General features: G+C 72.5%; 16 protein-coding genes. 11 read left to right on the top strand and 5 right to left on the bottom strand.

Annotation, left to right across the window (positions count from 1 at the left end):
• The first annotated feature begins 1 nt into the window (after window position 1).
• The 9 genes from AB9M23_RS13125 (at window position 2) to AB9M23_RS13085 (ending at window position 9,839) form a co-directional block, all read left to right on the top strand.
• Complete coding sequence (locus AB9M23_RS13125) at window positions 2-850, top strand: carbohydrate ABC transporter permease (RefSeq protein ID WP_372425004.1); 849 nt, start codon at window positions 2-4, stop codon at window positions 848-850.
• Window positions 847-2,907 (top strand): alpha-galactosidase, encoded by a 2,061-nt coding sequence (locus AB9M23_RS13120; RefSeq protein WP_372425003.1) that lies wholly within the window; start codon window positions 847-849, stop codon window positions 2,905-2,907. The genes AB9M23_RS13125 and AB9M23_RS13120 overlap by 4 nt, the downstream gene beginning before the upstream one ends.
• The gene (locus AB9M23_RS13115) at window positions 2,904-3,710 is read left to right on the top strand and encodes an SDR family NAD(P)-dependent oxidoreductase (protein ID WP_372425002.1); all 807 of its coding nucleotides are present in this window, start codon (window positions 2,904-2,906) and stop codon (window positions 3,708-3,710) included. Before AB9M23_RS13120 ends, AB9M23_RS13115 begins: the two co-directional genes overlap by 4 nt.
• The gene (locus AB9M23_RS13110) at window positions 3,707-4,663 is read left to right on the top strand and encodes a 2-dehydro-3-deoxygalactonokinase (protein WP_372425001.1); all 957 of its coding nucleotides are present in this window, start codon (window positions 3,707-3,709) and stop codon (window positions 4,661-4,663) included. The genes AB9M23_RS13115 and AB9M23_RS13110 overlap by 4 nt, the downstream gene beginning before the upstream one ends.
• Window positions 4,660-5,304 (top strand): 2-dehydro-3-deoxy-6-phosphogalactonate aldolase, encoded by a 645-nt coding sequence (locus tag AB9M23_RS13105; protein ID WP_372425000.1) that lies wholly within the window; start codon window positions 4,660-4,662, stop codon window positions 5,302-5,304. Before AB9M23_RS13110 ends, AB9M23_RS13105 begins: the two co-directional genes overlap by 4 nt.
• Complete coding sequence (locus tag AB9M23_RS13100) at window positions 5,301-5,588, top strand: hypothetical protein (RefSeq protein WP_372424999.1); 288 nt, start codon at window positions 5,301-5,303, stop codon at window positions 5,586-5,588. Before AB9M23_RS13105 ends, AB9M23_RS13100 begins: the two co-directional genes overlap by 4 nt.
• A gap of 6 nt (window positions 5,589-5,594) precedes the next feature.
• The gene (locus AB9M23_RS13095) at window positions 5,595-7,535 is read left to right on the top strand and encodes a beta-galactosidase (RefSeq protein ID WP_372424998.1); all 1,941 of its coding nucleotides are present in this window, start codon (window positions 5,595-5,597) and stop codon (window positions 7,533-7,535) included.
• A 29-nt stretch (window positions 7,536-7,564) separates the two neighbouring features.
• Complete coding sequence (locus AB9M23_RS13090; RefSeq protein ID WP_372424997.1) at window positions 7,565-9,388, top strand: ABC transporter ATP-binding protein; 1,824 nt, start codon at window positions 7,565-7,567, stop codon at window positions 9,386-9,388.
• Window positions 9,389-9,521: 133 nt separating this feature from the next.
• Window positions 9,522-9,839: a DUF6916 family protein gene (locus AB9M23_RS13085; protein ID WP_372424996.1), complete on the top strand. Its 318-nt coding sequence runs from the start codon at window positions 9,522-9,524 to the stop codon at window positions 9,837-9,839.
• Window positions 9,840-9,870: 31 nt separating this feature from the next.
• Here AB9M23_RS13085 and AB9M23_RS13080 read toward each other — a convergent pair whose 3' ends face one another.
• The 4 genes from AB9M23_RS13080 to AB9M23_RS13065 all read right to left on the bottom strand — a co-directional run bounded on the left by AB9M23_RS13080 (window position 9,871) and on the right by AB9M23_RS13065 (window position 15,186).
• Complete coding sequence (locus AB9M23_RS13080) at window positions 9,871-10,776, bottom strand: DUF2865 domain-containing protein (protein ID WP_372424995.1); 906 nt, start codon at window positions 10,774-10,776, stop codon at window positions 9,871-9,873.
• A gap of 155 nt (window positions 10,777-10,931) precedes the next feature.
• A complete protein-coding gene (gene glcF, locus AB9M23_RS13075) occupies window positions 10,932-12,293 on the bottom strand; it encodes a glycolate oxidase subunit GlcF (RefSeq protein ID WP_372424994.1) in 1,362 nt (453 codons plus the stop codon).
• Between the two features lie 254 nt (window positions 12,294-12,547).
• Window positions 12,548-13,726, bottom strand: coding sequence for a glycolate oxidase subunit GlcE (glcE, locus tag AB9M23_RS13070; RefSeq protein WP_372424993.1), 1,179 nt, complete (start codon window positions 13,724-13,726; stop codon window positions 12,548-12,550).
• On the bottom strand, window positions 13,723-15,186 hold the full coding sequence (locus AB9M23_RS13065; RefSeq protein ID WP_372424992.1) for an FAD-linked oxidase C-terminal domain-containing protein: 1,464 nt from the start codon (window positions 15,184-15,186) through the stop codon (window positions 13,723-13,725). Before AB9M23_RS13065 ends, glcE begins: the two co-directional genes overlap by 4 nt.
• A gap of 143 nt (window positions 15,187-15,329) precedes the next feature.
• Here AB9M23_RS13065 and AB9M23_RS13060 point away from each other — a divergent pair, with 143 nt between their 5' ends.
• Together AB9M23_RS13060 and AB9M23_RS13055 are read left to right on the top strand one after the other, a co-directional pair.
• On the top strand, window positions 15,330-16,235 hold the full coding sequence (locus tag AB9M23_RS13060; protein ID WP_372424991.1) for a LysR family transcriptional regulator: 906 nt from the start codon (window positions 15,330-15,332) through the stop codon (window positions 16,233-16,235).
• A gap of 174 nt (window positions 16,236-16,409) precedes the next feature.
• Entirely contained in the window at window positions 16,410-17,216 is an 807-nt protein-coding gene (locus AB9M23_RS13055) for an SDR family oxidoreductase (RefSeq protein WP_372424990.1), read from the top strand.
• Window positions 17,217-17,311: 95 nt separating this feature from the next.
• Here the strand turns inward: AB9M23_RS13055 and ileS are convergent, their stop codons facing one another.
• A complete protein-coding gene (gene ileS, locus AB9M23_RS13050) occupies window positions 17,312-20,449 on the bottom strand; it encodes an isoleucine--tRNA ligase (protein ID WP_372424989.1) in 3,138 nt (1,045 codons plus the stop codon).
• Window positions 20,450-20,543 lie beyond the last annotated feature (94 nt).

The following is a 20,543-nucleotide window of genomic DNA, read 5'->3' as shown; positions in this document are numbered from 1 at the left end:
CATGTTCCCCACCCCCGTCGCGAAGTCGTCCGCCGCCTGGCGCGGCTCCTACCAGGCGCTGCTGCCGATCGCGCTCGTGCTGTGGCTCCTGCCGCTGATCGCGGTGGCGGTCTTCTCGATCCGGCCGGACGCGGACTTCGCCAACGCGAACTACTGGGGCTGGCCGTCGTCGTTCGACCTCGCCGAGAACTACGGCGCGGTGTTCTTCCGCTCCGACATGCCGCGCTACCTCCTGAACTCGGTGCTGATCACGGTGCCGACCGTCATCGGCGCGGTGGGGCTCGCCTGCATGACGGGCTTCGCGCTCGGCGTGTACAAATTCAAGGCGAACCTCGCCGTGTTCTTCGTCTTCGTCGCCGGCAACTTCGTGCCGTTCCAGATCCTGATGGTGCCGGTGCGCGAGCTCACCCTCGATCTGGGGCTCTACGACACCAAGACCGGCCTCGTGCTCTTCCACGTGGCCTTCCAGGCCGGCTTCTGCACGCTGTTCATGCGAAACTTCATCCGGGCCCTGCCGCGCGAGCTGATCGAGGCCGCGCGGGTGGAGGGGGTCTCCGAGATTCGGATCTTCTGGTACGTCGTGCTGCCGCTCATGCGTCCCGCGATCGCGGCGCTCTCGGTGCTGATCTTCACCTTCGTCTGGAACGACTATTTCTGGGCGATCGTGCTCACCCAGGGCCCCGACACGCAGCCCGTCACGGCGGGCATCACGGCCTTCAACTCGCAGTACCGCGCGGCCTATCATCTGATGAGCGCGGGTTCGATCGTCGCCGCGCTGCCGCCGGTCGTGATCTTCTTCCTGATGCAGCGCCACTTCATCGCCGGCCTCACCCTCGGAGCCGTCAAATGAGGCGGGCCTGGCGCCTCGACACGCCGGCGCAGACGCTCGTGCTCGCGAGCCGCGACGGCGGCCTGCCGGAGGTGGCGCACTGGGGCGCGCCCCTGCCCGCGGACGAGGACCTCGACGCGCTCGCCGCGGCGCTGCTGCCGACCGAGGTCACGGGCGGCATGGCGGACGTGCGCCCGCCGCTGACGATCTGCCCGCTCGCGGCCGACGGGCACGGCGGCGCGCTCGGGGCCGATCTCGGCGATGCGCGCCCGCGCCTGATGCTGGAGAGCGCGGACTATATGGAGGGCCGCAGCCTGCGCGCCGTCTTCGCCGGGGACGGCCATCGCTACGCGCTCGCGGTCGACGCCGACGCCGAGACGGACGTTCTGGTCCTCTCGGCGACGCTGGAGGCGTCCGCGCCGATCCGCCACCTCGCCGCGCCGGCGCTCCCCGGCCCGCCGCTCGGCGAGGCGGTGACGACCTTCGCCGGGCGCTGGACCTGCGAGTTCCAGCGCCGGGACGTCCCCTGGTCCGCCGGGCCGCACCTGCGCGAGATCCGCGAGGGGCGCACCTCCCACGTCGCCCATCCCGGCCTGCTGATGCCGGCGGGTCCGCTGAGCCACGAGACCGGCGAGGTCTTCGCCCTGGTGCTCGGGCAATCCACCGGCCACCGCCTCGTCGTCGAGGAGCTGCCGGACGGGCGCCGTCACGTCATGCTCGGCCCGGTGCTGCACCCCGCCGGCGCGACCCGCGTCGAGGCCGGCCCGCTCTACGCCACCCGCTCGGGCGCGGGCGCGAACGGCGTGCTCGACGCCTTCCACCGCCACCTGCGCGCGCGCATCGTGCGCTTCCCCGATCCGGCACGTCCGCGGCCGGTGCACTACAATTCCTGGGAGGCGGTCTACTTCCGTCACGACATCGAGGAACTGAAGGAGATCGCCACCCGCGCCGCCGCGCTGGGTGCGGAGCGCTTCGTCCTCGACGACGGCTGGTTCGAGGGACGCGCCGACGACACGACCAGCCTCGGCGACTGGATCGTCGACGCCGACAAGTATCCGGAGGGCCTCCACCCGCTCCTCGGCCACGTGCGCGCGCTCGGGATGCGATTCGGGCTGTGGGTCGAGCCGGAGATGGCGAGCCCGGCCTCCGATCTCGCCCGCGCGCATCCGGAGTGGATCCTCGGCGCCGCCGACCAGCCGCGCGCCCGCAACCAGCTCGTCCTCGACCTCGCGCGGGAGGACGTGCGCGACCACCTCCTCAGCCGGCTCGAGGCGCTGCTCGCCGAGTACGACATCGACTACCTGAAGTGGGACCACAACCGTGCGCTCCCCGGCCCGGACCATCGGCAGGCCGAGGGGTTCGCCGCGCTGCTGGCACGGCTGCGCGCCGCGCATCCGATGGTCGAGATCGAGAGCTGCGCGTCCGGCGGCGGGCGGCTCGACTGGGGGGCGCTGGCGCTCACCCAGCGGGTCTGGCTGTCCGATTCGAACGACGCGCTCGAGCGGCTGCGCATCCAGCACGATGCGCTGCCCTTCCTGATCCCCGAGGTCACCGGCAGCCATGTCGGTCCGCGCACCTGCCACACGTCCGGGCGCATCCTGCCGATGCGGCTGCGGGCCTGGACGGCGGCGCAGCGCCATTTCGGCTTCGAGATGGACCCCCGCGAGCTGACCCCTGAGGAAGCGGAGATCCTGGCGGGCGTATGCGCCTGGTGGAAGGCGCGGCGCGACTGGCTGATGCCGGCCCGGCGCCTGCGGATCGACACCGACGACCCGACCCGCCTCGCCGAGATCGCCATCGCGCCCGACGGAGCCCGCTTCGCGCTGTGGCTCGCGCAGGTCGCGACGCCGGGGCGCGCAATGCCTGTCCGCCTGCGCATCCCCGGCCTCGACCGCGACGCACGCTGGCGAGTCTCCCTCGCGGACCCGCACGCGGTCTCGCCGCTCTCGCGGGGCGGCCACCCGCTCGCGTCCGGAGCGATCACGCTCTCGGGCGCCGCCCTCGCCGGCGCCGGCCTCGCGCCGCCGCTCCAGGATCCGCAGAGCGTCCTCGTACTCGAAGGAGAGCGTCTGCCATGAATCCTCCCGCCATGACTGCAGCAACGACAGCCGAGACCGTCGTGCCCGCCCACCCCGATCTCGTCGGCGCGAGCGTCTTCGTCACCGGCGGCGGCTCGGGCATCGGCGCGGCGCTGACCGAAGGCTTCCTGCGCCAGGGCGCGAAGGTCGCCTTCGTGCAGCGCTCGGACGCCGCCGCCTTCTGCGACCGCATGGCGGAGGCGACCGGCAACCGCCCGCTCTTCATCCGCTGCGACGTCACGGACGCCCCGGCGCTCGAGCGTGCCATCGCCGACGCGTCCGCCGCGCACGGCCCGGTGACCGTGCTCGTCTCCAACGCGGCGAACGACGTGCGCCACACGATCGCCGAAACCGACGCGGCGGCTTGGGAGGCGAGCCTCGCGATCAACCTCACGCCCTACTTCGTCGCGGCGCGCGCGGCGGCGCCGGGCATGCGCGCGGCGGGCGGCGGGGCGATCGTCAACATGTCCTCGATCAGCTACATGATGGGCAACGCCGGCTATCCGGCCTACGTGACGGCGAATGCCGGCATCACCGGCCTCACCCGGGCGCTCGCCCGCGAGCTGGGGCCCGACGGCATCCGCGCGAACGCGCTGATGCCGGGCTGGGTGCTGACGGAAAAGCAGATTTCCCACTGGGCGACGCCGCAGGATCTCGCCGCCCATCTGGACAAGCAATGCCTGAAGCGGCACCTGGAGCCCGCCGACATGGTCGGCGGATGCCTGTTCCTGGCGTCCGGCGCGAGCCGGATGATGACGGGCCAGGCTCTGGTGATCGACGGCGGGGTCGTGGTGACGGGATGACGAAGACGATCGAGACGACGGCCAAGGGAACCGAGGCGGCCGCGGCGCCCGAGCGCATCGCGGCCGAGTGGATAGGCCTCGACTGGGGCACGACGAACCTGCGCGCCTACGCCATGGCGGGGGAGACCTGCCTCGCCGAGGCCCGCGCACGCAAGGGCATGAACACGCTCGCGACCCGCGACGACTTCGAGCGCGCGCTGTTCGACACGGTCGGCGCCTGGCTTCCGGAGGACCCGGAGGCCCGCGTGCGCGTGGTCGCCTGCGGCATGGTCGGCGCCCGCCAGGGCTGGCGCGAGGCGCCCTACCTGCGCGCGCCGACGAAGCCGATCGGCGAGCCCCGCGCCGTGCCGACCTCGCGACCGGGCATCCTCGTCGAGATCCTCCCCGGCATCAGCCAGGACGAGCCCCCCGAGGTGATGCGCGGGGAGGAGACGCAGATCGCGGGGCTGCTCGCCGCCGAGCCGAATTTCGAGGGCGTCGTCTGCCTGCCCGGAACGCACACCAAGTGGGTGCGCGTCGCCGACGGCTGCATCGTCGCCTTCCGCACGGCGATGACGGGCGAGATCTTCGGGCTCCTCTCGGAGCGCTCGGTGCTGCGCCACGTCATGGACGAGGAGTGGGACGAGGGCATCTTCGCCGCCGCGGTGGCGGAGGCCGCCGCCGATCCCGCGCAAGCGCCGCTCGCCTTCTTCCGCATCCGCGCGCAGAGCCTCCTGCACGACACGATCCCCGGCGAGAGCCGCGCGCGCCTGTCCGGCCTCCTGATCGGCGCGGAGCTCGCGGCGCTCGGGCCGTTCCGGGAGGCGGCGGCGGTGCGGGTCGTCGGCAACGCGGTGCTCGCGGGGCACTACGCCAAGGCGCTCGGCGCGCTGGGGCAGGGCGCGATCCTGCACGACGGCGCCGCCATGACCCGCGCCGGCCTCGCCGCCGCCTGGGCGGGAGGCGCGCCGTGAGCGAGACGCCCCTCGCCGGCCGGCGGCCGCTGATCGCCATCCTGCGCGGCATCGCGCCGTCCGCGGCGGTGCCGGTGGCGCGCGCCCTCGTCGACGCCGGCTTCGGCCTGATCGAGGTGCCGCTGAACTCGCCCGACCCGCTCGCCTCCATCGCCGCCATGGCCGACGCGCTGGGGGACCGCGCCGACTTCGGCGCGGGGACGGTGCTGACGCCCGAGGAGGTCGGCGCCGTCGCCGGGGCGGGCGCGCGCTTCGCCGTCTCGCCGAACACGGACACCGCCGTGATCCACGAGACGAAGCGGCGCGGGCTCGGCTCCTATCCCGGCGCCTTCACGCCGACCGAGTGCCTCGCCGCGCTGAAGGCCGGCGCGGACGCGCTCAAGATCTTTCCCGCCTCGATGATGGGACCCTCCGGCCTGAAGGCCATCCGCGCGGTCCTGCCCGCCGGCACGCGCGTCTACGCCGTCGGCGGCGCCGACGCCGACACCTTCCCCGCCTGGCTCGCCGCCGGCGCCGACGGCTTCGGCATCGGCTCGGCGCTCTACGCGCCGGGGCGCGACGCGCAGGAGGTGGGGCGACGGGCACGGGCGATCGTGGCGGCGTATGATGGGGCGATCTCAACCCCCATCGGAGGCGCATGATGATTCGTGTTCGGCTGCGCAGATTCCGCGCCGATCCCGGGAAGTACCTGTCGCGGGCGCGTCGCAGGCCCGTGAGGATCACCGGAGGTGTCGGGGACGACCTCGTTCTCCTGTCGATTGGAGAATACGAGCGGTTGAAGTCGTTCGACACGCGGCGGGTCTATCGCCCCGCCGACCTTCCCGACGACCTGCGCGCCGCGCTCGAGGTCGCCAAAGCCCCGGCCTGGACGGCCCGCTACAATCACGAGGTCGAGCACGGCCTTTCCTCCGAGTCCCGAGAGTAGAGGCACATGCCCACCCCGAAGCTCGGCGTCTGCTACTACCCGGAGCACTGGCCCGAATCGCGCTGGGCGCTCGACGCGCGGATGATGCGCGAGGCCGGCATGTCGCTGGTACGCATCGGCGAGTTCGCCTGGAGCCGGCTCGAGCCGCGGCCCGGCCAGCTCGATCTCGCCTGGCTCGACCGGGCGATCGCCACGCTGGGCGAGGCCGGGCTCGGGGTGGTGCTGGGCACGCCGACCGCGACGCCGCCGCGCTGGATGCTCGACCGGCATCCGGACATGCTCGCGGTGGACGCCGACGGGCGCCCGCGCAAGTTCGGCTCCCGGCGGCACTATTGCTTCGCCCACGAGGGCTACCGCGCCGAGGCCGCGCGCATCGCCGGCATCCTCGGGGAGCGCTACGGACGCGACAAGCGGGTCGTCGCCTGGCAGATCGACAACGAGTACGGCTGCCACGATACGGTCGTGAGCTACTCCGACGCCGCCGCACGCGGCTTCCGCCGCTGGCTGGCCGAGCGCCACGGCGGGATCGAGGCGCTCGACGACGCCTGGGGCAACGTCTTCTGGTCGATGGAATACGCCTCGTTCGACGAGATCGACCCGCCCAACCTCACGGTGACGCAGGCGAACCCGGCGCACGTGCTCGACTGGCGCCGCTTCCTCTCCGACTGCGTCGTCGCCTTCAACGCGGCGCAGGTCGCGGCGCTGCGACCGCACACGGACGCGCCGCTGTCGCACAACTACATGGGCCGGATCCTGTCCTTCGACCACTTCGCGGTGGGGCGCGACCTCGAGATCGCGACCTGGGACAGCTACCCCCTCGGTTTCCTGGAGGACCGCTCCGACCAGGGCGAGGACTGGCGCCGCCGCTTCGCGCGCCAGGGCGACCCCGATTTCCAGGCCTTCCACCACGATCTCTACCGCGCCGTGGGCAAGGGGCGCTGGTGGGTGATGGAGCAGCAGCCCGGTCCGGTGAACTGGGCGCCGCACAACCCGGCGCCGCTCCCCGGCATGGTCGCGCTGTGGACCTGGGAGGCGATCGCCCACGGCGCCGAGGCCGTGTGCTACTTCCGCTGGCGCCAGGCGCCGTTCGCGCAGGAGCAGATGCACGCGGGCCTGCTGCGCCCGGACGGCGCGCCCGCGCCCGGTCTCGCCGAGGCGCGTGCCGTGGCCGACGCGCTCGCCGACCTGCCGGAGACGGGCACCGCCCCGGTCGGCCTCGTCGTCGACTACGAGGCGTCCTGGGTGTGGGAGACCGAGCGGCAGGGGGCGGAGTGCGACTACTTCCGCCTCGTCTTCGACGTCTACCGCGCCCTGCGGCGCGCCGGGCTCTCCGTCGACATCGTGCCGCCGACCACCGCCGACCTCTCGCCCTGGGCGCTCGTGCTCGCGCCGGGCCTCGCGATCTGGCCGCCGGCGCTTCGCGATGCGCTCGCCGCCTACGAGGGCGTGTCGCTCGTCGGGCCGCGCACGGGCGCGAAGACGAGGGATTTCCGCATTCCCGACGCGCTGCCGCCGCAGGTGCCCGGCCTCGACGCCCGGGTCACCCGCATCGAGACCCTGCGCGCGGACTGCCCTGTGCCGCTGACCGAGGGCGGCGCCTTCCGGTTCTGGCGGGAACACGTGGAGGGAGCGGCGCCGGTGCTGGAGACCTGCGCGGACGGTACGCCGGCGCTGGTGGGCGACCCGCGCCGCGCCTACCTCGCCGGCTGGCCCGACGACGCGGCACTCGACCGGATCGTGCGGCGTGCCGCCGCGACCGCGGGTGTCGCGACGCTCGCGCTCCCCGACGGCCTGCGCGTGCGCGACCGCGGAAACGTGCGCTTCGTCACGAGCTACGCCGCCGAGGCGATCGCGTTGGACGGCGTCGTCCCCGGTGCGACGGGCACGCTCGCGCCCGCCGGCGTCCTGCGCCTCCCACGCGTGCCATCCGCGCCCGAACCGTGCTAGACGCGCCTGCCGGAGGCGCGCGCACCATCATGGCCGATACGCAGACCAAGCCCGACACGACCGAGCCCGAGACGAAGAAGAAGAGGCCGCCGCTCCTGTCCGGCGACACCTGGCCCGTCATGCGGCGGCTGTGGCGCGAGCGGATGCGGGCGCATCGGCGCACGCTCGCCGTGGTGCTCGGGCTCATCGCGATCGGTGCCGGCGCGACGGCGCTCTACCCGCTCCTGATCCGCGAGGCCTTCGACGCCTTCGACCGGCGCGACCTCGAGCTGATCTGGTGGGCGCCCGTCGTCGTCATCGTCGTCACCTCCATCAAGGGCTTCGCGCTGTTCGGCCAGACGACGCTGACCCAGCGGACCGTGGCGCGCATCGAGGCGGACATGCAGGCGGCGCTCTACGCGCGCCTCCTCTCCCTCGACCTCGCCCAGCTCGGCACCGAGAGCCCGGCCTCGCTGACCCAGCGCTTCACGACGGACTTCACCTACATCCGCGAGGCGATGGTGCGGATCTTCACGGTGTTCTTCCGCGACGTCGCCACGATCCTGGCGCTCGTCGTGGCCATGCTGATCATCGACCCGTGGATGACGCTGATCGCGGCCCTCGTCGCCCCCTTCGTCGCCCCGCCGATCGCGCGGATCGGCAAGCGGCTGCGGCGGGTCTCGACCGCGACGCAGGAGGAGATCGGCGACATGGCCGGGCTCGTCACCGAGAGCCTGGCGGGCGTGCGCATCGCCAAGACCTACCGTATGGAAAGCTGGCTCGAGGGGCGCGCGCGCGGCGCCTTCGACCGGGTGCGCGACCTCAAGATCAAGGCCGCGACCCAGCGCGCGCGGCTCGATCCCCTGCTCGAGATCGCCGGTGGCGCCGCGGTGGCCGCCGTGCTGCTGCTGATCGGCGTGCGCATCGGGGCCGGCGAGACCACGATCGGCGACTTCACCGGCTTCGTCACCGCCCTCCTGATGGCGGCCCAGCCGATCCGGGCGCTCGGCAACCTCAACGCCATCGTCCAGGAGGCGATCGCCGCGCTCCATCGGCACTGGGCGCTGCTCGACGAGGTGCCCCGCATCGCGGACGCGCCGGGCGCCGTACCCCTCGTCGTCGGCGCCGGCGAGGTCCGCTTCGAGGGTGTGCGCTTCCGCTACCGGGCGGACGCGCCGGCGCTCGAGGAGATCGATCTCACGGTCCACGGCGGCGGCGTCACCGCGCTCGTCGGTCGCTCGGGGTCGGGCAAGTCGACGCTCGTCGCCCTCGTGCCGCGGCTCTACGACCCGACGGAGGGCGTCGTGCGCGTCGACGGGCAGGACGTGCGCGGCGTCACGCTCGACAGCCTGCGCGACGCCATCTCGGTCGTCTCGCAGGACGCGGTGCTGTTCGACGATACGATCCGCGCCAACGTCGCCTTCGGCCGGCCCGACGCGAGCGAGGCCGAGATCGTCGCGGCCGCGCAGGCCGCGGCCGCGCTCGACTTCATCCGCGCGCTCCCGGACGGCTGGGAGACCCGCGTCGGTCCCGCGGGCGGGCGCCTGTCGGGCGGCGAGCGCCAGCGCGTGGCGCTCGCGCGCGCCTTCCTGAAGGACGCGCCGATCCTGCTCCTCGACGAGCCGACCTCCGCCCTCGATTCGCAGTCCGAGCGGCTCGTGCAGGACGCGCTCGCGCGGCTGATGGCGGGGCGCACGACGCTCGTCGTGGCGCACCGCCTCTCGACCGTCCGCGAGGCGGACGAGATCGTGGTGATGGAGGCGGGGCGCATCGTCGAGCGCGGCACTCATGCCGAGCTCGTGGCGCGCGGGGGCGCCTACGCCCGGCTCGAGCGGCTCCAGCGCGCGGACGCGCCGCAGGCGGTCGAAAGCTGAGGACAACCCGCGCGAGGGCGGCGGCGGCGCGCCGAATCCGACCTTCGAGCGACTGACCGGAGGTTTCGCGCCGCGCCGACTCACGCTATCCCTGCTGTGCCCTGGGAGGTGCGGGGCGCGAGGGGAGACGGGGATGCTCGATCAGCTGACCTACGAGGACTTCAAGGACGAGATCGGCAAGACGTTCGTGCTCGAGGGCGCGGGCGGGCGCGTGGAGATGGAGCTGATCGGTGCGCGCCTGTCGCCCTACCCGAGCCTGCCGGCGCGCCGGCGCGCCTTCGCCATCCTGTTCGTGACCCCGCCGACGCCGATCCTCGACAACCAGATGTACAACATCCGTCACCCGAAGAAGGGGCTGATGGAGGGCGTGTTCATCACCCCCGTGGTGCCCGCGATGCAGGACGTCGAGAAGCTCAACGGCAAGCGCGTCTACGAGGCCGTGTTCAACTGATCGCGCGCGGCCGGGTCGTTCACTCGCGCGCTCACTCGCCTTCGTCCTGCGTCGGGCCTTCGGCGATGCGCACGGGTTCCTGCGGGCGCGGCGGCGGCAGGGGGCTCGCCGCGGCGGAGGGGCCGGGCGCCGGCGCGGCGACCGGCATCGCGGCCGGGCGCGCGCGCAGCCAGGCGGCGCGACGCTCCTCGCGCGCTGTGAGCCCGAGCCGGTCGTCGATCTTGCGGCGCAGCGCCGGGCCGGCCGCGCGGCTGTCGCGGAAGTCGACGAGGCCGCCGCCGTCGAAGACGAGGGCGCCGTCCGCGGTGACCACGACGTCTCCCCGCCGCAGCGTGGCGTCGCCCTGCGCCCAGCGCGCGGCGGGCTCGGCGACGAGGCCGCAGCCGCAGCCGGCGACACGCTCGCGGCGATGCAGGAAGGCATTGGCCAGCGCGGCGTAGGGCCGGCCGTCGTCGATGGATCGGGCGTGCGCGAAGCCGGCGTTGCGCGAGCCGACGAAGAGCGCGGTCGGCGCGCCGGGGCAGGCGGCGGCGCAGGCGCGCCGGTGCAGATCCGCGTCGGCGCGACCGCGCAGCGTGCCCAGCGGGAAGGCGTAGCCGTCGCAGGTGCGCACGCAGAACGTCGTGCCGACGCCCGGGGCGGCGGGCGTCGCGAGGACGCCCGAGGGGCTCTGCGCCGGCGATGGAGTCGAGGCCGCGGGCGCGGGAGACGGCGGCGGTGCAAGCTGCGGCTCCGGCTGCGGGCGCAGCGCGCCGCCGCGGCCGAACAGGAACTCGATGAAGCCGCCGCCGAGCTCGGCGGTGACGATGGGGGCGGGCTCGCCGTCCCGGGCGGCGGCGGGGGTGATCGCGACGACGGCGGGCAGGAGCAGTGCGCAGACGACGAGCGCGGCCGCGAGCCGCCCCGTTCCCCCACGCCGTGCGCATCCCGCCCGCATCGCGTCCCTCCGCCCGCTCGATGACGGGCAGACGATGCGACGGTGGAGATTGCCGGGCGGTGAGTCCGGCGCGCGGGAGGGCGGGGTCGCGCGCAGTTCGTCGAATCAGGGTGAATCGGTGCTCGAGGAACGCGGTTAACGCCGCGTGTCGCGGGCTACTCGGCCGCCCGCCGCGGCGCGTCGGTCATCGGCCGGTCGGCCCAGCCGGCCTCCTCCAGCGCCCGCGGCAGCGGCCCGCCGGTCGCCCAGTCGATCAGCTCGGCGGTGTGGACGATGGGGATGTCCGTGCCCTTGCCGATCTGGGTCATGCAGCCGATGTTGCCGGTGGCGATGAGATCGGGCTTCGTCTTCTCGATGTTGGCGACCTTGCGGGCGCGCAGCTGGCCGGCGATCTCGGGTTGGAGCAGGTTGTAGGTGCCGGCCGAGCCGCAGCAGATGTGGCCCTCCGGCACGTCCTTCACGGTGAAGCCCGCCTTCTTCAGCAGCGTCTTCGGCTCGAGCCGGATTTGCTGGCCGTGCTGCATCGAGCAGGCGGAATGGTAGGCGACCGTGAGGCCGGACACGTCGCGCCCGGGCGCCACCAGCTTCAGCGTGGTGGCGTATTCCGTCACGTCCTTGGCCAGCGCCGAGACGCGCGCCGCCTTCTCGGCATAGGCGGCGTCCTCGCGCAGCATGAAGCCGTAATCCTTGATCGTGGTGCCGCAGCCGGACGCGGTGATCACGATGGCGTCGAGGCCCTCGCCCTCGATCTCGCGGGTCCAGACGTCGATGGCGCGCCTGGCGAAGCCGTGGCCCTCGTGCTCGCGGCCCATGTGGTGGACGAGCGCGCCGCAGCAGCCCTCGCCCTTGGCCTGCACCACCTCGATGCCGCTCCTCGTGAGGAGCCGGATCGTCGCCTCGTTGATGCCGGGGTCGAGCACGCGCTGGGCGCAGCCCTGCAGCAGCGCTACGCGCCCGCGCCGCTCGCCTTGCGCGGGAAAAACCTGCGGCCCGTCGATCGCCGAGCGCGAGGGCAGGCGCTTCGGCGCCAGATCCAGCATCCCCGCGAGCCGCGGTCCCAGCAGCGGGATCGCCCGCGCCACGGACTTGAACGGCGCGCCGAGCTTCGCCCCGATCAGCGCCAGCCGGAAGCGGTTCGGATAGGGCAGGATCGCGGCGAGCGTGGCGCGCAGCAGCCGGTCGTGCCAGGGCCGCTGGTAGGTTTCCTCGATATAGGCCCGCGCATGGTCGACGAGGTGCATGTAGTGCACCCCGGACGGGCAGGTCGTCATGCACGAGAGGCACGACAGGCAGCGGTCGATGTGCTTCACGACCTCCGCATTGGCCGGCTTACCGTTCTCCAGCATGTCCTTCATCAGGTAGATGCGGCCGCGGGGGCTGTCGAGCTCGTCACCGAGCAGCAGATAGGTCGGGCACGTCGCCGTGCAGAACCCGCAATGCACGCAGGTGCGCAGGATCTTCTCGGACTCGCGGGTCGCGGGATCGCGGAGCTGCTCGGGTGTGAAGTTGGTCTGCATGGCCCTGCTCTCACCCTACGCGTATGATGCATCGTCTCTCCTTCCCTGTAGGGGAAGGTGGCGCCGCGCGAAGCGCGGTGACGGATGGGGCGCGCGAAGCGCGTTCCGCGAAGCGGAAGCGGCGCGACGTCTGCCGGAGGTCGAGCCATTCTTCGGCTTCGCCGAACGCGCGTCCCGCGCGCCCCATCCGTCTCGGCTTCGCCGAGCCACCTTCCCCTACAGGGAAGGACGAGGAACGTCCCGCAGTCCCGTCCTCAAACCCCCGCATACATCCGCCCCGGTTCGAAGATCCCCCTCGGGTCGAAGCTCGCCTTGAGGCCCTTCGTCATCGTCATCATCGGAGCCGCCAGCGGCTCGAAGACGTCGACCGCCGCGCGCAGGTCCGCGGGGGCGCGGATCAGCGTCGCGTGGCCGCGATGGGCGCGGGTCGCGGCGCGCACGATCCGCGCCGCCGCCTCGTCGGCCGCGGTGGAGAGCCAGATCAGGCCGCCGCCCCAGTCGTAGAGCCAGCGCGCGTCGGTCTCGGCCGCGATCGCGGCGGCGAGCGCGGGGGCGCGGCCGGGCGCGGTGGAGATCTTCCACACGGCGCGCTCCGGCGGCGTCACCAAGGGCGCCACGTCGCGCACGCCGCGCCAGAGCGCCTCGCCGTCCGCGTCCTCGACGAGCGCCGGGTCGCCCCAGTCCGACAGGAGCGCCCGCAATTCGCCGAGCCGGTAGCGCACCGACGCCTCGAAGCCCTCGATGCGGATCAAGGTGCCCGCCCCGCCGCCCTCGCCGGGCACGTGCGCCGCGCCGGTCACCTCGTAGGGCGAGCCGAGCGCCGCCGAAAGCGCGGCGATCGCGCGGGCGTCGTCCAGCCCGGTATAGACCAGCGTCGCCGTGCGCTCCGGGATCGGCAGCACCTTGAACGTCACCTCGGTGAGCACGGCGAGCGTGCCCCAGGAGCCCGCCAACGTCTTCACCAGGTCGAGCCCGGTGACGTTCTTCATCACCCGCCCGCCGTTCTTCACGGCCTCGCCGCGGCCGTTGACGAAGCGCACGCCGATCAGCGCGTCGCGCGCGGCGCCGACCATGATCCGGCGCGGACCCGACAGGTTGGCCGCCGCCACGGCGCCGATCGTCGGCTCGCCCTCGGTGCCGAGCAGCGAGCGCAAGTCCGCCGGCTCGAAGGCGAGGCGCTGGTTCTTCGCGGCGAGCGTCGCCTCGACCTCGTCGAGCGGCGTTCCGGCGCGCGCGGCGATGACCAGCTCGGCGGGCTCGTAGAGCGTCACGCCGGTCAGGCCGCGGGTCGACAGCGTCTCCTGCGTCTGCGCCGGGCGGCCGACGCCGCGCTTCGTCGCGCCGCCGGCGATCGACAGCGGCACGGCGCGCGCGGCGGCGTCGGAGACGAGGGCGCGGACCTCGTCCTCGCTCGCGGGGCTGTGGGTCGTCACGCCGCCTCCCGCCCGTCGAGAGCCTGGTCGTCGAGGTCGCGTCCCTCGAGGGGGAACACCTTGGCCGGGTTCAGGAGCCACATCGGGTCGAACACGCCGCGCACCCGCAGCTGCTGGCGCAGATCCTGCGGGTTGTACTGCGTCGTCATCAGGTCGCGCTTCTCGATGCCCACCCCGTGCTCGCCGGTGAGGCAGCCGCCGACCTCGACGCACAGCCGCAGAATGTCCTCCCCCGCCGCTTCCGCCTTTTCCATCTCGCCCGGAGCGTTGGTGTCGAACATCACCAGCGGGTGGAGGTTGCCGTCGCCGGCGTGGAAGACGTTGGCGACACGGAGCCCGTAGCCCGCCACGATCTCGTCGATCCGCTTGAGGACGTGCTTCAGCTGGCCGGTGGGGATCGTGCCGTCCATGCAGATGTAGTCGGCCACGCGACCGGTGGCGCCGAAGGCGGACTTGCGGCCCTTCCAGATCGCAGCGGCCTCGGCCTCGGTCTGGGCGACGTTGAGCGTGCGCGGGTTGAACGGCGCGGCGATGGCGACGATGCGCGCGAAGGCGTCCTCGATCTCCTGCTGCGAGCCCTCCACCTCGATGATCAGCATGGCCTCGACGTCGAGCGGGTAGCCCGCATGCGCGAAGGCCTCGCAGATCTCGATCGCCGGCTTGTCCATGTATTCGAGCGCGACGGGGATGATGCCCGCCCCGATGATGGCGGCGACGCAGGCGCCGCACTCCTCGACCGAATCGAAGCCCATCAGCGCCGGGCGCGCGCCCTCCGCCGCGCGCAGGATGCGCACGGTCGCCTCCGTGACGATGCCGAGCTGGCCCTCCGAGCCCGTCATCAGGCCGAGGAAGTCGTAGCCGGGCGCATCGAGCATGTCCCCGCCGATGTCCACCACGGTTCCGTCGACGAGCACCACCGTGAGGCCGAGCAGGTTGTTGGTGGTGACGCCGTATTTCAGGCAATGCGCGCCGCCGGAATTCATGGCGACGTTGCCGGCGATGGTGCAGGCGAGCTGGCTCGACGGGTCCGGCGCGTAGAAGAAGCCCTCGTGCGCCACCGCCTGGGAGATGGCGAGGTTGGTGATGCCGGACTGGACCCGCATGGTGCGGTTCGCGAAATCCGTCTCCAGCACGCGCGCGAGCTTGGAGACGCCCACGACGATCGCGTCCTCCTGCGGAATCGCCCCGCCGGCGAGCGAGGTGCCCGCGCCGCGGGCGACCACCTTGACCCCGTTCGCGTGGCAGAAGCGCATCACGGCCGACACCTCCTCGGTCGAGGAGGGCAGCACCACCGCCATCGGAAGGCGGCGATAGGCGGTGAGCGCGTCGGTCTCGAAGGCGCGGCGCTCGTCCTCGGTGACGATCAGCGCGTCCGGCGCGACCAGCGGCGCGAGGCCTGCGAGGATGGCGTCGCGCCGCGCCAGGATGCCGGCGTCGGGGGGCGGGAAGGCGATCGACATGGCGCGTCCTCCTCGTCGGGCGGTCGGTTCCTCCCGTCTCGTTCGGACGGGTTCCAATCTCACAATAGGCGCAACGCTTCCCGCTTAACAGGGGCGTCGCCTGCGCTAGATTGTTTCCCCCCGTGACATAATCGAGGGCGACCATGGACCGGCTGGGTGATCTCGACGTCTTCGCGCGCATCGTCGCCGCGCGCTCGATGTCGGCGGCGGGGCGCGAGCTCGGGCTCTCGCCGGCGGTGGTGTCGAAGCGCATGCGGCGGCTCGAGGAGCGGCTCGGCGTGCGGCTCCTCCAGCGCACGACGCGCTCCCTCGCGCTCACGGAGGCCGGGCGCGGCTTCCACGAGCGGGTGGTGGCGATCCTCGCCTCGGTGGAGGAGGCGGAGGCGTGGGCGATGTCGGGGGCGGCCGAGCCGCGGGGCCTGCTGCGGGTCTCCGCACCGACCTCGTTCGGGCGCATGCACGTCGCGCCCCATCTCGTGCGCTTCCTCGACGCCCATCCGCAGGTGACCCTCGACCTCGCGCTCTCCGACGCCTTCGTCGACGTCGTCGCCGAGGGGCTCGACCTCGCCATCCGCATCGCGGACCTGTCGGATTCGAGCCTCGTCGCCAAGAAGCTCGCGCCGAGCCACCGGGTGCTGGTGGCGACGCCGGGCTACCTCGCCACGCACGGCACGCCCGCCGATCTCGACGCGCTCGCCCGCCACACGCTGCTCGTCCACGGCACGCCGGAATGGCGGCTCGACGGCCCGGACGGCCCGCGCACGGTGCGCATAACCTCGCCGCTGCGCACCAATTCCAGCGAAGTGGTGCGCGAGGCGGTGCTCTCGGGCGCGGGCATCGCGCTGCGCTCGACCTGGGACGTGGGGCCGGAGCTGAAGTCCGGCGCGCTGGTGCGCGTGCTCCCCGCCTGGCGCTCCTCCGCCCGCGTCGCCATCCACGCGGTGTATCCCAGCCGGCGGCATCTGGAGCAGAAGACGCGGGCGTTCATCGATTTCCTGGAGAGGCTGTATGGGCCGACGCCGTATTGGGATGCGGGGTTGGGGTTGTGAGGAGGGGGAGGTGCCGGCCGAGCCACGGTCCCGCCCCGCCATGCCCTCGCCATGCCTACGCATGCCAGCCTCCCCCCTCCCGCAACGCTCCCGCCTCGACCGGCGCGCGTGGAGCGCGTATGAGCGCCGGGCCACACGCACCGCCCCGCCGCAGGACACGCAAGGAGCCCGCCCATGCATCGCCTCAACGGCAAGGTCGCCCTCGTCACCGGCGCCGCGCGGGGGATCGGGGCTGCGATCGCGAAGGCCTTCGCCACGCAGGGCGCCTTCGTGCTCGTCACCGACATCGACGAGGCCGGCGCCGCCGCTCAGGCCGAGCAGCTCGGCCCTTGCGCCGCGCACACCAAGCTCGACGTGCGCGAGGAGGCGGACTGGATCGCCGCGGTCGACAATCTCGTCGCGGCGCGCGGCAAGCTCGACGTGCTCGTCAACAACGCCGGCATCACCGGCTTCGAGAACGGCATGGTGCCGCACGATCCCGAGCACGCCGCGCTCGCCGACTGGCGCGCGGTGCACGCCGTCGATCTCGACGGCGTGTTCCTCGGCTGCAAGCACGCGATCCGCGCCATGCGCCCGGCGGGGACGGGCTCGATCGTCAACATAGCCTCGCGCTCGGGGATGGTCGGCGTACCGGGCGCCGCCGCCTACGCCTCCGCCAAGGCGGCGGTGCGCAACCACACCAAGAGCGTGGCGCTCTACTGTGCGGCGCAGGGCCTCGAGATCCGGGCCAACGCGATCTGCCCCGCGGCGATCCTCACCCCGATGTGGGAGGTCGTGCTCGGCACCGGCCCAGAGCGCGCCGCCCGCGAGGCGGCGGCGCTGGCGGACTGCCCGATGAAGCGCTTCGGCCGCCCCGAGGAGGTCGCGGCGCTCGCTGTCCTGCTCGCCTCCGACGAGGCGCCCTACATGACCGGCGCCGAGCTCGTGCTCGACGGCGGCATCCTCGCCGGCGGCGCCGCGCCGTCGCCGGCGGACGGATGAGAGGCGGTCGGAGCCGAACACCGTCGTGCCGCGGGACCCCGCCCCTGATCCGCTTCGCGGATCGTCCCCGCCCCGATGGGGCGGGAGCGGCCCTCTCACCCCGCCTTGGCGACCCCGATCTCGATCTCGCCGCCCTTGAGCGGTCCCTGCGCGAGGAATCCGGCGGGCGTGCCGTCCGTCCAGCGCACGGAGGTGGCGAGCGTCTCGCCGGCGAGCATGTCCGCGAAGGCCGCGACCTCCTCGCGGACACCGGCCTGCCCACGGAGCTCGAGCACGATCCGGTCGGCGACGTCGAGCCCGGCGTCCTTGCGCGCGGTCTGGACGAGGCGGATCAGGTCGCGGGCGACGCCCTCGCGCTCCAGCGCGGCGTCGAGCGTCGTGTCGAGCACGACGACGCCGGTGCCCGACGCGAAGGGCATGGCGTCGACGCCGCCCTCGGCCTCGAAGCGGAACTCGAACTCGCCCGGCTCGACGATCGCGCCCTCGACGACGACGCGGCCGGCCTCGCCCGGCGTCCAGGCGCCCGCGAGCCCGGCCTTGCGCACGGCGCCGAGCGCCTTGCCGAGGCGCTTGCCGACCTTGGGGTCGACGGCGACCACGGTCTTGCCGAAGCGGCCGGGATCGTCGACGAGGCGGACCTCCTTGACGTTCACCTCGTCGGCGATCAGCGCGCGCATCGGCTCGAGCGTGGCGCAGTCCGCATAGGCCACGGTGAGCGACCGAAGGGGCTGGCGCACGCGCAGGCCCTTGTCGGTGCGGATCGACAGCGCCGCCGAGCAGACCTCGCGCGCGAGGTCCATGCGTCGCACGAGCTCGGCGTCCGCCGGAAGCGCGGCGGCGTCCGGCCAGTCGGCGAGGTGGACGCTCGCGTCGTCGCAGAGCACCGCGTGCATGTGCTCGGTGAGGAACGGCAGGAAGGGCGCCAGCGTCCGCGTCGCGGTGACGAGCACGGTGTAGAGCGTGTCGTAGGCGTCGCGTTTGTCCTGGGTGATCTCCGATCCCCAGAACCGGTCGCGCGAGCGGCGGATGTACCAGTTGTTCAGCGTGTCGATGAAGGGCAGGTAGGCCGCCGTGGCGCGGGGGATGTCGAGCGTCTCCATCGCGCTGTCGACGGCGCGCACGAAGTCGCCGGTCTTCGACAGGATGTAGCGGTCGAGCTCGCCCGTCGCGTCGGTGCGGAACGTGCCCTTCACGCCGTCGGTGTTGGCGTAGAGCGTGAAGAAGTAGAACGCGTTCCACAGAGGCAGCATCACCTGCCGCACGGTCTCGGCGATGGCGCGCCCGTCCTTGGGCATGGCGAGGTCGCCGCCGGCGAGCAGCGGCGAGGAGACCATGTACCAGCGCAGCGCGTCCGCCCCGTGGGTGTCGAACACGTCGACCGGGTCGGGATAGTTCTTCAGGCGCTTACTGAGCTTCTGCTTGTTCTCGTCGAGCACGACGCCGTGGCAGATGCAGCTCTTGAACGGCGCACGATCGAACAGCGCGGTCGAGAGCACCATCAAGGTGTAGAACCAGCCCCGCGTTTGCGCGACGTATTCGACGATGAAGTCGCCGGGGAAGTGGCTCTCGAACCAGTCCTTGTTCTCGAACGGGTAGTGCACCTGGGCGAACGGCATGGACCCGGACTCGAACCAGCAGTCGAACACGTCCTCGATCCGGCGCATCGTGGACTTGCCGGTCGGGTCGTCGGGGTTGGGGCGCGTCAGCTGGTCGATCATCGGGCGATGCAGATCCTCGAGCTTGACCCCGAAGTCCCGCTCCAGCTCCGCGATCGAGCCGTAGACGTCGACGCGCGGATAGTTCGGGTCGTCGGACTTCCACACCGGCAGCGGCGAGCCCCAGAAGCGGTTGCGCGAGATGTTCCAGTCGTGCGCGTTCTCGAGCCACTTGCCGAACAGCCCGTCGCGCACATGGTCCGGCACCCAGCGGATGTCCCGGTTCAGCTCCACCATCCGGTCGCGGAAGGCGGTGACCTTCACGTACCAGGACTGGACCGCCTTGTAGATCAGGGGCTGGTCCGTGCGCCAGCAATGCGGGTAGGAGTGGTCGTAGCTCTCGTGGCGCAGCACGCGGCCCGCTTCCTTCAGGTCGCGGATGATGTCCTTGTTGGCCTCGAAGACGTTCTTGCCGGCGTAGGGCGGCACCTGGTCGGTGAAGTTGCCGGCGAGATCCACCGGGTCGATCACCGGGATGCCGGCGGCGGTCGCCACCCGCATGTCGTCCTCGCCGAAGGCCGGGGCGAGGTGCACCACGCCGGTGCCGCCGCCGAGTTCGACGAAGTCGCCCGCGATCACCTGGAAGGCGTTCGGCGCGTCCGCGAAGAAGGGGAAGAGCGGCGTGTAGCGGCGCCCGACGAGGTCCGAGCCCTTCAGCGTGCCGACCTGCTCGTAGCCCTCCAGCTCCTTCTTGTACGCCTCGATCCGTGCCTGCGCGACAATGGCGCGCTCGCCCCCCTTGGCCAGCACGGCGTAGTCGGCATCCGCGTTCACCGCGAGCGCGAGGTTCGAGGGCAGCGTCCAGGGCGTCGTCGTCCAGGCGTAGAGCTTGGGCGCGATGTCCTCGCCGGGCGCCTTGTCGAGGGTGAAGCCCACCGTCAGCGCCGGGTCCTGGCGCATGCGATACGAGTTGTCGAGGCGTGTCTCGAAGTTCGAGAGCGGCGTCTGCACGGCCCAGGAATAGGGCACGACGCGGTAGCCCTCGTAGATCAGGCCCTTGTCCCAGAGGGTTTTGAAGGCCCACAGCACGCTCTCCATGAAGGAGCGGTCCATGGTCTTGTAGTCGTTGCGGAAGTCGACCCAGCGGCCCTGGCGGGTCACGTAGTACTCCCAGTCGTCGGTGAACTGCAGCACCGAGCGGCGGCAATGCGCGTTGAAGCGCTCGATGCCGTACTCGACGATCGACTGGCGGCCCGAGAGGTTCAGCTCCTTCTCGGAATGCAGCTCGGCGGGCAGGCCGTGGCAGTCCCAGCCGAAGCGGCGGTCCACCGCCTTGCCCTTCATCGTCTGGAAGCGCGGCACCAGGTCCTTCACGAAGCCGGTGACGAGGTGCCCGTAGTGCGGCAGGCCGTTGGCGAAGGGGGGCCCGTCGTAGAACACGAATTCCGGCGCGCCCGCCTCCTTGCGCTGCGCGATCGAGCGCTCGAACGTCCGCTCGCTCTTCCAGCGCGCGGCGACCTTCTGCTCGAGGTCGGGGAAGTTCGGGTTCTGCTCGACGGGCGGGTAGGCGCGGGTCACGGGGCGGCCTCGTTTCCTCAGCATGGGAGCCGGTGAATTAAGCGTTCCGGCGGCGCGATGCAACGGACTGCGGAACCCGGCCCGCGCGGGGCGG

The sequence above is a fragment of the Salinarimonas chemoclinalis genome, from assembly GCF_041514305.1.
Lineage (GTDB): Bacteria > Pseudomonadota > Alphaproteobacteria > Rhizobiales > Beijerinckiaceae > Salinarimonas > Salinarimonas chemoclinalis.
This window is presented reverse-complemented; position numbering and strand designations above follow the sequence as displayed.

Bases quoted from the DNA above. Each gene is read 5' to 3' on its own strand.
- AB9M23_RS13125 (WP_372425004.1), top strand. From the start codon at position 2: ATGTTCCCCACCCCCGTCGCGAAGTCGTCCGCCGCCTGGCGCGGCTCC.
- AB9M23_RS13120 (WP_372425003.1), top strand. From the start codon at position 847: ATGAGGCGGGCCTGGCGCCTCGACACGCCGGCGCAGACGCTCGTGCTC.
- AB9M23_RS13115 (WP_372425002.1), top strand. From the start codon at position 2,904: ATGAATCCTCCCGCCATGACTGCAGCAACGACAGCCGAGACCGTCGTG.
- AB9M23_RS13110 (WP_372425001.1), top strand. From the start codon at position 3,707: ATGACGAAGACGATCGAGACGACGGCCAAGGGAACCGAGGCGGCCGCG.
- AB9M23_RS13100 (WP_372424999.1), top strand. From the start codon at position 5,301: ATGATGATTCGTGTTCGGCTGCGCAGATTCCGCGCCGATCCCGGGAAG.
- AB9M23_RS13095 (WP_372424998.1), top strand. From the start codon at position 5,595: ATGCCCACCCCGAAGCTCGGCGTCTGCTACTACCCGGAGCACTGGCCC.
- AB9M23_RS13090 (WP_372424997.1), top strand. From the start codon at position 7,565: ATGGCCGATACGCAGACCAAGCCCGACACGACCGAGCCCGAGACGAAG.
- AB9M23_RS13085 (WP_372424996.1), top strand. From the start codon at position 9,522: ATGCTCGATCAGCTGACCTACGAGGACTTCAAGGACGAGATCGGCAAG.
- AB9M23_RS13080 (WP_372424995.1), bottom strand. From the start codon at position 10,776: ATGCGGGCGGGATGCGCACGGCGTGGGGGAACGGGGCGGCTCGCGGCC.
- glcF (WP_372424994.1), bottom strand. From the start codon at position 12,293: ATGCAGACCAACTTCACACCCGAGCAGCTCCGCGATCCCGCGACCCGC.
- AB9M23_RS13065 (WP_372424992.1), bottom strand. From the start codon at position 15,186: ATGTCGATCGCCTTCCCGCCCCCCGACGCCGGCATCCTGGCGCGGCGC.
- AB9M23_RS13060 (WP_372424991.1), top strand. From the start codon at position 15,330: ATGGACCGGCTGGGTGATCTCGACGTCTTCGCGCGCATCGTCGCCGCG.
- AB9M23_RS13055 (WP_372424990.1), top strand. From the start codon at position 16,410: ATGCATCGCCTCAACGGCAAGGTCGCCCTCGTCACCGGCGCCGCGCGG.